The organism is Tardiphaga sp. 813_E8_N1_3 (assembly GCF_051811025.1).
GTDB lineage: Bacteria > Pseudomonadota > Alphaproteobacteria > Rhizobiales > Xanthobacteraceae > Tardiphaga.
The window spans coordinates 2,902,175-2,914,310 of record NZ_JBPWQE010000001.1 but is presented as its reverse complement, the minus strand read 5'-3'; the positions used below and the strand labels follow the sequence as shown (position 1 = coordinate 2,914,310).

Below are 12,136 nucleotides of genomic sequence, written 5' to 3'. Positions count from 1 at the left end.
TGCGGTCATGGTCGCCAGAATAAGGAGACCGTTTTGACCACATCGTCCACAGCCGCGCCCGTCGTCGCACTTGGCACCGTCCGCTTCGGCAATGCTCTGCCGATCTCGGTGATCGCCGGGCCATGCCAGCTCGAAAGCCGGGCCCATGCGCTCGAAGTGGCGACTGCGCTGAAGGAGATCGCGACCCGGCTCAAGATCGGTCTCGTCTTCAAGACTTCCTTCGACAAGGCCAACCGGACCAGCGCCTCCGCCGCGCGCGGCATCGGTCTCGACGATGCGCTGCCCATCTTCGCCGAGATCCGCGAGACGCTCGGCCTGCCGGTTCTCACCGACGTGCACGAGAACGATCAATGCGCCCGCGCGGCCGAAGCGGTGGACGTGCTGCAGATCCCGGCCTTCCTGTGCCGGCAGACCGATCTGCTGCTCGCGGCGGCCGCGACCGGCAAGGTGGTCAATGTGAAGAAGGGCCAGTTCCTGGCGCCCTGGGACATGGCCAATGTCGTCAGCAAGCTGACATCGTCGGGCAATGACAAGGTGCTGGTCACCGAGCGCGGTGCGTCGTTCGGCTACAACACGCTGGTCTCCGACATGCGGGCGCTGCCGATCCTGGCGCGTACCACCGGCGCGCCTGTCATCTTCGACGCCACCCATTCGGTGCAGCAGCCGGGCGGCAAGGGCACGTCGTCGGGCGGCGAGCGTGAATTCGTGCCTGTGCTGGCGCGGGCGGCGGTGGCGGTCGGCGTCGCCGGCGTGTTCATCGAAACCCATCCCGATCCGGACAATGCGCCGTCCGACGGCCCGAACATGGTTCCGCTGCGCGACTTCGAGGCGCTGGTGAAGAACCTGATGGCGTTCGACGCGCTTGCCAAAGAGATGGCTAAGGCGTGATCATGTCGCATCGGCTCGCGGCGGCGCGCTGATGCTGCCGCCGGTCATCAAAATCATTGCGCTGGCATCGTTCGCTGCCGCGCTATCGCAGCGTGCGCTCGATCCGGTGCTGCCGCATGTGGCAGACGATTTGCTCGTGACGGTCGCCGTCGCCGCGGGCCTGTCGTCCGCGCTCGCTTTCACCTTTGCGATCGTGCAGCCGGTGCTCGGCGCCGCCGCCGACATGTTCGGCAAGGCGCGGCTGATGATCGTCTGCCTGGTGCTGCTCGGCATCGCCAGCATTCTCGGCGCACTCACCACGTCCTATCCGCTACTGCTGGCGACGCGCGTGCTGGCCGGCATCGGGGCAGGCGGGGTGTTTCCGGTGACGCTCAGCCTGACCAGCGATCTGGTCGGCCCGAAGCTGCGCCAAGTCGCGCTCAGCCGTGTGATGGCTGGTGCGATGACGGGCAATCTGCTCGGTTCGACCGCCTCGGGCGTGATCGGCGATTTCTTCGGATGGCGCGGCGTGCTGGTGATCTTGGGCAGTCTCGCCATCGCTGCTTCGGTTGCGGTGGCGCTCGGTTTCAAGGGCGCCGCGCTCGTCAAGCCGGCTGCGAAGGCCGATCTGCGCAAGTTGGCCCAGGGCTACAAAGTCATCTTCCGCAACCCGAACACGCTGATCGTCTATAGCGCCGTGTTCGTCGAGGGCTGCTGCATCCTCGGCCTGTTTCCCTATATTTCGTCATTCCTGTTCGACCGCGGCGTGACCAGCCTCTCCATCGCCGGTCTCGTGCTCGCCTGTTTCGCCGTCGGTGGCCTGTTCTACACAGCGACCGTGTCGCGCATGCTGGCGCGGCTCGGCATCAACGGCATGATGATCTATGGCGGCATCGTGATTGCGATCCAGCTTGCCGCGACTGCCTTCAGCCCCAACTGGCAGATCCAGGCACTGAGCCTGCTGCTGATGGGCTGGGGCTTTTACATGCTGCACGGCTCGCTGCAGATATTCTCGACAGAGCTCTCGCAGGAAGCCCGCGCCAGCGCCATGTCGCTGCACGCCTTCTGCTTCTTCATGGGCCAATCGGTCGGCCCGATCGCCTACGGCTTCGGTCTCGCCCATGCCGGCAAGATGCCGACGCTGCTGATCAGCGCGGCGGCGGTGTTTGTGCTGGGGTTTGCGAGCGCAAAGCTGTTGAAGCAACGCAAACCAGCGGATGCGTCGAACACCTGAATTCTGCGCTAGCGGGATGCGGCCGTCGCGAGCATTTGCAACAGGTTCTCGGGCCAAACGACATCCGTCGTCTGCCTGAGTTCGTCGCTCGACCACCAATGATGGTCAGCAATCACTTCAGTTTCCTGCAGGGTCCAACCCTTCCGCGACAATGCGGCTCCGTCCGAGGTGACGAGATAATATTTCTCAAACGAGCTGACGTACTCGCCGTCGGGCAATTGCAGCCCGAATTCCCGGTCCGCCACGGACTCACCGAGTGCATCGCGTATCAGGCCGGTTTCTTCGCGCAATTCGCGAATGGCAGCATCATGAAATGTCTCGCCATCCTCGACACCTCCGCCCGGTGTCGCCCAGTAATCCTGCCCCGCGAGTGCGCCGGCCTTGTGAACGAACCGGAAGAGCAAGACACGCCCGTCTTTGTCGATGACAAGCAGGCGCGCGGATTGGCGCTTACGCATGGCAGCGTCTCCCTGGTTGCCTCGACAGCCGAGGCGCTATCCTCGCCCGCGATACGGCGCGACGCCCTGCTCAGGCAGCCACACGCCCTTGGGCAGCGTTCCAGTCTGCCAGAACACGTCGATGGGGATGCCGCCGCGCGGATACCAGTAGCCGCCGATGCGCAGCCATTTCGGCTTGATGGCGGAGGCGACGCGCTTGCCGATCTCGACGGTGCAATCCTCATGGAAGGCGCCATGATTGCGGAACGAGGCGAGATACAGCTTCAGCGACTTCGACTCGACCAGCCACTGGCCGGGCACATAGTCGATCATCAGATGGGCGAAATCCGGCTGGCCGGTGATCGGGCACAGCGAGGTGAATTCCGGAGCCGTGAAGCGCACCACATAATTGGTGTCCTTCTGCGGGTTCGGCACCCGGTCGAGTTTGGCCTGCTTGGGGGAGGTCGGCCATTCCACGGCGCGGCCGAGCTGCAGGTCAGCCGGCAATTTGGGGGATTTGCGGGGTGTTTTTGACATAAATATCTCCGTTGCGGCGGTTCATAGCCAATCCCGGGCCCGCCGTCACGCCAAGCGGGGTTTTCCCGCCGGGAGGCTTGCTGTAGAAGCGGCGCCAACGACCCACCCCCAGCACAAAGAGGGCACCCATGACCGCCATCGTCGACATCATCGGCCGCGAAATTCTCGATAGCCGCGGCAATCCCACGGTTGAAGTCGACGTCGTCCTCGAAGACGGGTCGATGGGCCGCGCCGCGGTTCCGTCGGGGGCCTCCACCGGGGCCCATGAGGCGGTCGAGCTGCGCGACGGCGACAAGTCCCGCTATCTCGGCAAGGGCGTGCAGAAGGCGGTCGATGCCGTCAATGGCGAGATCTTCGACGCCATCGGCGGCATGGATGTCGAGAATCAGGTCCAGCTCGACGAGATCATGATCGAGCTCGACGGCACTCCGAACAAGTCGCGCCTCGGCGCCAATGCGATCCTCGGCGTCTCGCTGGCCGCGGCGAAAGCCGCCGCGGAATCCTTCGACATGCCGCTGTATCGCTATGTGGGCGGTACCTCGGCCCGCACGCTGCCGGTGCCGATGATGAACATCATCAATGGCGGCATGCACGCCGACAACCCGATCGACTTCCAGGAATTCATGATCATGCCGGTCGGCGCGTCGTCCTTCGCCGAAGGCCTGCGCTGCGGCGCCGAGATCTTCCACACGCTGAAGAGCGAGTTGAAGAAGGCCGGCCACAATACCAATGTCGGCGACGAAGGCGGCTTCGCACCCAATATCGGTTCGGCGGAAGCGGCACTCGATTTTGTGATGGCCGCGATCGGCAAGGCTGGCTACAGCGCCGGCAAGGACGTGATGCTGGCGATGGACTGCGCCGCCACCGAGTTCTTCAAGGACGGCGCTTACGTCTATGGCGGCGAGAACAAGACCCGCAACATCTCCGAACAGGCCAAGTATCTCGCCCAGCTCGTCGCCAACTATCCGATCGTCTCCATCGAGGACGGCATGTCGGAAGACGACATGGACGGCTGGAAGCAGCTCACCGACCTGATCGGTTCGAAGTGCCAGTTGGTCGGCGACGATCTGTTCGTCACCAACGTCACGCGTCTTGCCGACGGCATCAAGAACGGCCGCGCCAATTCGATCCTGATCAAGGTCAACCAGATCGGCTCGCTGACCGAAACGCTGAGCGCCGTCGAGATGGCCTACAAGGCGGGCTATACCGCAGTCATGTCGCACCGTTCGGGTGAGACTGAAGACTCCACGATTGCCGATCTCGCCGTCGCCACCAATTGCGGACAGATCAAGACCGGTTCGCTGGCACGCGCCGACCGCACCGCCAAGTACAACCAGCTGCTGCGCATCGAGCAGCAGCTCGGCACCCAGGCGAAATATGCCGGCAAGGCAGCACTGAAAGCTCTCGCGTAAAGCGCAGGCGCGGCCTTCCGGGCCGAGCGAGAACTACGCGATCAACGCCGTTCGCTGAAATAGCGAGCGGCGTTTTTCATTGAACGACCCTGACCGCGCAAGGTGACAACGAGGTTCAATTTGTAGACGTCATCATGATACCCCATTGCGGTCGCGAAGGTATCACGTTGCGGGTTCAGCCTTCTCCAGGCAATGCCGATGGAGAGCGCGAATGCCCAGCATCTTTCAAGTCCAAGGTTTCGGTGCACTGTCGGAGTGGAATGGACAGTTTTCCAGTACGTCGGCCGATCAGGCGTTTCAGGCCATGGTGTCAATGGGATCGAATTCGATCGCGCTGACGACGCGGATCTGGACCGACAGCAAGACCGGCAATGACGTGCTCGCCGTGCCCGCCAAGACCGAAAGCGATGCGAGCCTGCTCGCTGGTTTTCAGAAGGCGCATGCCGCGGGGCTGGATGTTGTCTTCAAGCCCGGTATCACGGGTCTCGACGGCACGATCTCGCACAGTCTGGCGCCGTCGGATGTCGATGCGTTCTTTGCGTCGTACAAGGCCGAGATCGTGCATCTGGCCGAAATTGCGGAGCAGGGTGATGTCGCCAGTTTCGCCATCGGCAATGAGATGAGCAGCCTGTCGGGCGAGGCCTATCGCAGCTACTGGACCGATATCATCGGAGCGGTGCGCGGCGTCTATCATGGCGAAGTCACTTACGCGGCGGCGACCGACGAAGCATCCAAGGTCAGCTTCTGGGACCAGGTCGATACGATCGGGATCAACGCCTATCCACCCTTGACGGCTAGCACGACGCCGACGGTGGACGATCTCGTGCACGCCTGGAATGAGGTGCCGTACAATCCGTATTACGCGAAAGCATTCGACTATCAGTCGCCCGTCGATTTCTTTCACTCGCTGGCGTTGGAATACGGCAAGCCTGTGCTGATGACCGAGGTCGGCTATCGCAGCATCGATGGCACCGCGATCAATCCGGGCGGCGGATCATCGAAAGCACCTGCGGATCTTGCCGAGCAGGCCGATGCCTATAATGCGTTCTTCCAGGTTTGGAGCGCGCATGGCGGCTCCTGGCTGAAGGGCGTCGAGTTCTGGCAGTGGGACCTCAACAACTTCTTTTCGGAGACCGGCTATTCGGTCATGGACAAACCGGCGGAGGATGTGGTGGCGCAGTATTTCCACGGGACGGGGGCGATACCGGGCCTCACCGTCACGGGCTCGTCGATCGGCGATACGATTGATCTCGGAGGCGGCAATGACGTCATCTTCGGTGGGCTCGGACATGACGAAATCTATGGCGGGGCCGGTAATGACACGATCGTCGCCGGCCCCGGCGTTGCGGGCAAGCTCACGAGTACCACCATCACGCTGACGGGCTATGGCTCCGTCGTGAACGGCATCGGCGCGCAGGCGCAGGTTCTGGTCAATGGCCAGCCGGTTTCGGGCGTGCTTGAATTCACGCCCGCAAGCGATCCGTCGGGCTACCAGACCTACACGGTCACTTTCGACAATCCCGCCAGCATCTCCAGTGTTGCGATCAATCTCGCAAATTCCGAGCCCGGGCGGGCGTTGCATTTCAAGGACATCGCCATCAATGGCGTCGATCTGGTGCCGGCCGACGGCACAAATGCCAGCTCACCCGGCTCGTTCGATCTCTATGTCCGCAGCATCCAGTTCGACACGGCCAAGCATCAGGACTGGTTCTTCGGTGCCTCAACCGACAACGATGTCGTTCGCGGTGGCGACGGCGATGACTACATTGCAGGCGGGACCGGCAACGACATCATCAATGGCGGCAACGGCACCGACACCGCGGTATTCTCCGGCAATCTAGCTGACTACAGCATTAGTCGCAGTGGTACTCAGACGATCGTCACTGACAGCGTCACCGGCCGCGACGGTACCGACTATCTCACCAATACGGAGTTTCTGAAATTCGCGAATGCCAGCATTGCCGTCGATACGCTCGAACAGGCACTTGCGAGCAGCGCTGGCAGTGAGAACTTTGCCTTCAGTCAGACGTCCATGCACACGGAGGGGCAGAACAGTGTGCAGAGCGAGGGCGCTGCGGAAGTTGCTCTTGCTCAGATACTGACGGCATCCAGCCATCCCGTCGCGGGCGCGCCGGCCCCCGATGATGCTCTCGGCGCTCACGATGCCGCGCTCGCGCCGGTGACGCCTCCATCGCATCATGACGTGCTGATCGTCTGAGGATTTCAGGTGGCCAAAACAACTCAGCCGAGGTGACGATCACCTCGGCTGAATGCGTTTCGATATTTGCTGCTTATTATTGCGGAGCGGCCGAGACCTGTGCAGGCTTCGGCGCCGCCGGCTTGCGGCGGATGCCGCCGCCGGTGACGGCGAGCACCCGGGCGATCGCCTGGCGCTGCAGGCTGTCGTCCTTGTCGATCGAGAAGTGGTTGGTGGTGGCGTTCTCATTGACGTTGGCAAGCTTGCCTTTGAAGCGGGGATCCGCAGACACCGCGCGTCCCCAGCCGGCGGGTACGTAATAGTTCACGATCTGCTTCACATTGTTCGGGACGGCATCGGGTGCCACCGGATCGAAGTTCACGATCAACGCCACCGGAACATTGTATTGCGCAAGCTTGCGGGCGACCGAAATGGTCGCATCGGCGCCGGCCGAATGGCCCATCAGGATGATCGGTTCGCGGTTACCGGCCTTGTACCTGGCGATCATGTCGTCCGCCTGACCGCTCCACAGCGTATGATTGCTGACCGAGGAGGCGACGCCAGCAGCCTCGAGCTTATAAGCAAGCTGGTCCATGCCGAGCGAGAACACGTTCATGAGGCCACGATAGAGATAGACATGGCCGGGACGACGGCCGGGTGCGGCATCGGCATCGCCGGAACTGGCGAGCGAGCCAACAAAGAGCGACGACAGAATCAGCAAAACGGCCGCCGGGGAGGCCCACGACAGCCGCTTCAAGCCCATGGTAATCATCGACATAGTGCTTTCTTTCTTCGGAAAAACCCGCGACATGTTCAGACATAACGCCCTGCCGTCAATCACAGTCCTGCCCCGATTCCCGGAATTGTGATGGGGGCAGTTGCGAAAGGGCGGCGGTGTGACCTGCGGGCGACAAAATCCTGCCGGACGCTTCTGTTTTGGGCATAGGCAGGTTTGTCGGCGCAGGCGAATTTGCTATGCACCGGATCAGAACGGTGCGTGATGCACTCGGGAGCGACGGACGATGATCGCGCGGCGACATGTCTTCCACATCGGTGGCTACGACCCGATTCTGCCGGAAACGCAGGTCGAGCGGTTCCGCCGTTCGCTGTCGAGTTTCGAGAAGACGTGGAGCGTGTCTGCGCATGCGTCCGGCGTGCTTGACGCTACGGATGTGAGCGCATCCTGGCGGGCCGAAGCCTCAGGGCCGAACTGGAAGACCGAAACCACCTACGAGATGCTGCGCTGGGATGACCTGATCCTGCAGGATCACACCCGGGGCATGCTGTCGCGATTGGGCGCCGCCTTTGTCACGCTGGGCGACTGGCTGGTGACGGGAACCCTGTTCCGCTTCTTCCATGCGAGCTGGAAATATGCCGGCTTCTTCCTGTTCTCCTATCTGTGGATCGCCGGCTTCGCCGCGGGGGGCGCGGCGGTGGGGTATGGGCTGACCTGGCTGCTCGGCATGACTGGAGCGGCCGCATGGATCGCCGGCGCGATTGCCGCCGCCGCCGTCTTCACGGCGCTGTTGCACCACTACGGCTGGCGCAAGCCGATCAATCACGTGTTCGACGACTGGATCTTTTCGCGGCAATATGTCCATGGCCAACGGCCGAAGATGAAGGCGCGCGTCGATGAATTCGCCAGGGTGATCGTGGCACGCGCACAGAAGGCCAATGTCGACGAGATCGTGATCGTCGGCCATTGCCTCGGCGCGGCGCTGGTGATGGAGGCGGTAGCCCGCGCACTCGCGCTCGACCCGGATCTCACCAAACACGGCCCTACCATCTGCGTGATGACGGTGAGCGCGACCATCCCGAAATTTTCGCTGCATCCCGCTGGCAAGAGCGTGCGCGAGGCAACACAACTGGTTGCAGATACGCCGGCGATCCGCTGGACCGAATATCATGCCCGCGACGACGTCATCAGTTTCTACCGCTTCGATCCGGTGACCTTGAAACGCCGCAGCCGCGATCGCGACGAGGGCAGGCCGAACATCCGCCGTGTCCAGATGCACGCCATGATGGGCATGGAGCAGTTCAAGCGCTATCGCTTCAGCTTCATGCGCATCCATTATCAGATGGTGATGGGCAATCAGTGCCGCGCGCCCTACGACTATTGCATGGTGATCTGCGGTCCTCTGCCGTTTGAAGAGATCACCGCGGGCGAAGGCGGTCTCAAACGCTTCGGCGCGGATGGCGCGCTGCTGGATATGCCGCTGTCCAAGATCACATCCTCTCAATCGCAAGCCGGGGCATCCGTGAATGCCGCATGATGGCCTGATCGGACGACAATGACCGCGTCACTTCTTGGAACATATGTCTGGGCGATCGGCCTGATCGCCTGGTTCATCATTCGCTACCCCTATGCGCGCAAGGCTCGCCGCACGGCGACGTTGCGGGCGGTTGGCTGGAGCCGTGAACGCATCCTGCTGGCGATCGCCGCCGTCGGCCTGTTCGTGGTACCGCTGATCTGGCTGGTGACCGGCTGGCCGGCCGCGCTGAACTATCAGCTGAATTATGCGGCGGTCGTGGTCGGCGGCGCGCTCTATGTGCTGTCGCTCTGGCTGTTTCGCCGGTCGCACAAGGATCTCGGTCGGCAATGGTCGGCCAGCCTGGAAATCCGCGAGGCTCACCAGATCGTGCGTGCTGGCGTCTATCGCAGCATCCGCCATCCGATGTATGCCTCGTTCTGGTTGTGGGCATTGGCGCAGGCGTTCCTGCTGCCGAATGCCATGGCTGCGCTGGGTGGATTGGTCGCGATCGCGATCCTGTTCTTCACCCGCATTGATTATGAAGAGCGGATGCTGATCGAGGCATTTGGCGACGACTACCGGGCCTATATGCGTGAAACCAAGCGTATCATTCCGGGCATCTACTGACGCGGCACCAGACCGCCGGATACATTGAGGGGAAACGACCATGACTGACATCACATCCGGACTTGAACTGCGTTCGCTCATTAAAAGCAGCGGAGAACTTGAAATCTCGCTGCAGCAGGTGGCGATCCCGGCGCCGGGCCCCGACGAAGTCGTGGTGCGCATCGAGGCTGCGCCGATCAATCCGTCCGATCTCGGTCTCCTGCTCGGCGCGGCCGATCCGGCGAGTGCGAAAATTTCCGGCTCAGGCGCGTCCTCGGTGGTCACCGCGACCGTGCCGCAGGCCAATATGAAGGCGATGAGCGGCCGTCTCGACGAGTCGATGGCCGTCGGCAACGAGGGCGCCGGCACCGTGGTGAAGGCCGGATCGTCCGAGGCCGCGCAGGCGCTGCTTGGCAAGACCGTAGCGATGATCGGTGGTGCCATGTATGCGCAGTATCGCGTCATCAAAGCCAAGGAATGCCTGCCGCTGCCCGAGGGCACGACGGCCACCGAGGGCGCATCCTGCTTCGTTAATCCGCTGACCTCGCTCGGCATGGTCGAGACCATGAAGCGGGAAGGGCACACGGCGCTGGTGCATACCGCCGCCGCGTCCAATCTCGGCCAGATGCTCAACAAGATCTGCCAGAAGGACGGTATCGATCTCGTCAACATTGTTCGCAGCGAGGAGCAGGAGAAACTGCTGCGCGGGATCGGCGCGAAATATGTCTGCAACTCGACGTCGCCGAGTTTCGTGGAAGACCTGACTGACGCATTGATTGCCACCAATGCCACGCTGGCCTTCGACGCCACTGGTGGCGGCAAGCTGCAGGGCCAGATCCTGCAGGCGATGGAAGTCGCCGCCATCAAAGCGATGAAGGTCTACAGCCGCTATGGCTCGACGACCCACAAGCAGGTCCACGTCTATGGCCGGCTGGATCTACGCCCGATCGAATTCGTCCCCGCCGGCATGGCCTGGGGCATGGGCGGCTGGCTGCTGTTTCCGTTCCTGCAGAAGATCGGCGCGGCCGATGCAGCCAGGCTCCGCGCCCGCGTGGTCGCCGAACTCAAGACCACCTTCGCCAGCCACTACACCAAGGTGATTTCGCTCGAAGGCGTGTTGCAGCTCGACAATCTGCGGGCCTATGCGAAGCGCGCCACCGGCGAGAAGTATCTGATTAATCCGAACCTGCCGGGATGACACTCGCCGATCAGTCTGCCGGCGTCGTCACGAGTGGCGCGCGGCTCTTGCTACGCCATCCGCCGTATCTGTACTACATGGTATCGCGCAGCTTCTCGCGCTTCGCGTCGCAGATCGCCGCTGTCGCGGTCGGCTGGCAGATCTACGATCTGACTGGTAGTGCGTTCCAGCTCGGCATGGTCGGCCTCGCGCAATTCGTGCCGATGCTGGCGCTGGTCTTCGTCGCGGGCCATATCGCCGATCGCTATGACCGCCGCCGCGTAGTGCAGATCTGTCAGACGCTGCAAGGGCTGACGGCTGTGCTGCTGGCCTGGGGGACGTATGCCGGCTGGATCACCGTGCCGCAGATTTTCGTGGCGCTGGTAGTCATCGGCGCTGCCACGGCCTTCGAGGCCCCGGCTGGCTCGGCACTGCTGCCGGGCGTCGTGCCCGAAGGCCACCTGCAGAAGGCGACGGCGCTCTCGACCGGCGTATTTCAGGTGGCGATGATCTGCGGTCCCGCGCTCGGTGGCATCGCCTATGCGCTGTCGCCGTCGACACCCTATGTGCTGATGGCGGCGTTCTGGCTGATCGGCGGTTTGCTCAACAGCGCCATCCAACTGGCGCGCGAGGTGGCGGTGAAGGATCCGCCGTCGCTGCGGACTTTGTTCGCCGGCGTGGGCTTCGTGCGCAGCAATCCGGCGATCCTCGGCACCATTTCGCTCGATCTGTTCGCGGTGCTGCTCGGCGGCGCCACTGCGCTGCTCCCGATCTATGCGCGTGATATCCTGCAGACCGGTCCGTGGGGCCTCGGCCTCATGCGCGCGGCGCCGGCAGTTGGCGCGCTGCTGACGACCATCGTGCTGACGCGCTGGTCGATCAATCGCCGGGTGGGCATGCGGATGTTCCAGGCCGTCATCATCTTCGGCCTTGCGACAGCGGTGTTCGCGGTGTCGCAATGGCTGTGGTTGTCGGTCGCTGCGCTCGCGGTACTCGGCGCGGCCGATACGGTCAGCGTTGTGATCCGTTTCTCGCTGGTGCAGCTCGCGACCCCCGATGACATGCGCGGCCGGGTCGGCGCGGTGAACTATCTGTTCATCAATACCTCAAACCAGCTCGGCCAGTTCGAGAGCGGCGTCACCGCGGCGCTGTTCGGCACTGTACCTGCTGCCCTGATCGGCGGCCTTGGCACTGTCGCCATCGCGCTGCTCTGGATGCGGCTGTTTCCGACGCTGCGCAATGTCGAGCGGCTGGAGTAGCGGTTCAGCAATAGCCTGGATCTTGCTGCGCTTATCAGGGAGACGAATTACTCCGCCCATTCCTCGCCTGCATTCGTCTTGACCCGTGCGTGCGGGTATTGAACTATGCAACTTCCGCAAATCTGCCTGATGTTCAGTTGTCTCCTACCTACGCTAGA

Annotated in this window: 11 protein-coding genes; 8 read left to right on the top strand and 3 right to left on the bottom strand. The window is 62.7% G+C overall.

Annotated features, from left to right (window positions below):
• Nucleotides 1-33 precede the first annotated feature (33 nt).
• Both kdsA and AB8A33_RS13915 read left to right on the top strand, forming a co-directional pair.
• Nucleotides 34-888 (top strand): 3-deoxy-8-phosphooctulonate synthase, encoded by an 855-nt coding sequence (kdsA, locus tag AB8A33_RS13920; protein WP_439093298.1) that lies wholly within the window; start codon nucleotides 34-36, stop codon nucleotides 886-888.
• A 31-nt stretch (nucleotides 889-919) separates the two neighbouring features.
• Complete coding sequence (locus tag AB8A33_RS13915; RefSeq protein ID WP_439093297.1) at nucleotides 920-2,101, top strand: MFS transporter; 1,182 nt, start codon at nucleotides 920-922, stop codon at nucleotides 2,099-2,101.
• Between the two features lie 8 nt (nucleotides 2,102-2,109).
• Here AB8A33_RS13915 and AB8A33_RS13910 read toward each other — a convergent pair whose 3' ends face one another.
• Nucleotides 2,110-2,559: an NUDIX hydrolase gene (locus AB8A33_RS13910; RefSeq protein ID WP_439093296.1), complete on the bottom strand. Its 450-nt coding sequence runs from the start codon at nucleotides 2,557-2,559 to the stop codon at nucleotides 2,110-2,112.
• 36 nt (nucleotides 2,560-2,595) lie between these two features.
• Nucleotides 2,596-3,075, bottom strand: coding sequence for a preQ(1) synthase (gene queF / locus AB8A33_RS13905; protein ID WP_439093295.1), 480 nt, complete (start codon nucleotides 3,073-3,075; stop codon nucleotides 2,596-2,598).
• Between the two features lie 128 nt (nucleotides 3,076-3,203).
• On the opposite strand from queF, the gene eno reads away from it, so the two are divergent.
• Together eno and AB8A33_RS13895 are read left to right on the top strand one after the other, a co-directional pair.
• The gene (gene eno / locus AB8A33_RS13900) at nucleotides 3,204-4,487 is read left to right on the top strand and encodes a phosphopyruvate hydratase (protein ID WP_439093294.1); all 1,284 of its coding nucleotides are present in this window, start codon (nucleotides 3,204-3,206) and stop codon (nucleotides 4,485-4,487) included.
• A 211-nt stretch (nucleotides 4,488-4,698) separates the two neighbouring features.
• Nucleotides 4,699-6,705 carry a glycoside hydrolase family 113 gene (locus AB8A33_RS13895; RefSeq protein WP_439093293.1) on the top strand — a complete coding sequence of 669 codons (2,007 nt, stop codon included), beginning with the start codon at nucleotides 4,699-4,701 and terminating at the stop codon, nucleotides 6,703-6,705.
• A 76-nt stretch (nucleotides 6,706-6,781) separates the two neighbouring features.
• On the opposite strand, the gene AB8A33_RS13890 is transcribed toward AB8A33_RS13895, so the two are convergent.
• Nucleotides 6,782-7,462 (bottom strand): hypothetical protein, encoded by a 681-nt coding sequence (locus tag AB8A33_RS13890; RefSeq protein WP_439093292.1) that lies wholly within the window; start codon nucleotides 7,460-7,462, stop codon nucleotides 6,782-6,784.
• 244 nt (nucleotides 7,463-7,706) lie between these two features.
• Between AB8A33_RS13890 and AB8A33_RS13885 the strand changes: the two genes are divergently transcribed.
• Genes AB8A33_RS13885 through AB8A33_RS13870 form a run of 4 tightly spaced genes read left to right on the top strand, consistent with a single transcriptional unit; the run spans nucleotide 7,707 to nucleotide 11,978 of the window.
• The gene (locus AB8A33_RS13885) at nucleotides 7,707-8,957 is read left to right on the top strand and encodes a hypothetical protein (protein ID WP_439093291.1); all 1,251 of its coding nucleotides are present in this window, start codon (nucleotides 7,707-7,709) and stop codon (nucleotides 8,955-8,957) included.
• Nucleotides 8,958-8,975: 18 nt separating this feature from the next.
• A complete protein-coding gene (locus AB8A33_RS13880) occupies nucleotides 8,976-9,563 on the top strand; it encodes a protein-S-isoprenylcysteine O-methyltransferase (RefSeq protein WP_439093290.1) in 588 nt (195 codons plus the stop codon).
• A 40-nt stretch (nucleotides 9,564-9,603) separates the two neighbouring features.
• Entirely contained in the window at nucleotides 9,604-10,740 is a 1,137-nt protein-coding gene (locus AB8A33_RS13875; protein WP_439093289.1) for a zinc-binding dehydrogenase, read from the top strand.
• Complete coding sequence (locus AB8A33_RS13870) at nucleotides 10,737-11,978, top strand: MFS transporter (protein ID WP_439093288.1); 1,242 nt, start codon at nucleotides 10,737-10,739, stop codon at nucleotides 11,976-11,978. Before AB8A33_RS13875 ends, AB8A33_RS13870 begins: the two co-directional genes overlap by 4 nt.
• Nucleotides 11,979-12,136 lie beyond the last annotated feature (158 nt).

Coding starts and splice junctions, on each gene's coding strand:
- eno (WP_439093294.1), top strand. CDS start 3,204: ATGACCGCCATCGTCGACATCATCGGCCGCGAAATTCTCGATAGCCGC.
- queF (WP_439093295.1), bottom strand. CDS start 3,075: ATGTCAAAAACACCCCGCAAATCCCCCAAATTGCCGGCTGACCTGCAG.
- AB8A33_RS13890 (WP_439093292.1), bottom strand. CDS start 7,462: ATGTCGATGATTACCATGGGCTTGAAGCGGCTGTCGTGGGCCTCCCCG.
- AB8A33_RS13910 (WP_439093296.1), bottom strand. CDS start 2,559: ATGCGTAAGCGCCAATCCGCGCGCCTGCTTGTCATCGACAAAGACGGG.
- AB8A33_RS13895 (WP_439093293.1), top strand. CDS start 4,699: ATGCCCAGCATCTTTCAAGTCCAAGGTTTCGGTGCACTGTCGGAGTGG.
- AB8A33_RS13915 (WP_439093297.1), top strand. CDS start 920: ATGCTGCCGCCGGTCATCAAAATCATTGCGCTGGCATCGTTCGCTGCC.
- AB8A33_RS13885 (WP_439093291.1), top strand. CDS start 7,707: ATGATCGCGCGGCGACATGTCTTCCACATCGGTGGCTACGACCCGATT.
- AB8A33_RS13870 (WP_439093288.1), top strand. CDS start 10,737: ATGACACTCGCCGATCAGTCTGCCGGCGTCGTCACGAGTGGCGCGCGG.
- AB8A33_RS13875 (WP_439093289.1), top strand. CDS start 9,604: ATGACTGACATCACATCCGGACTTGAACTGCGTTCGCTCATTAAAAGC.
- AB8A33_RS13880 (WP_439093290.1), top strand. CDS start 8,976: ATGACCGCGTCACTTCTTGGAACATATGTCTGGGCGATCGGCCTGATC.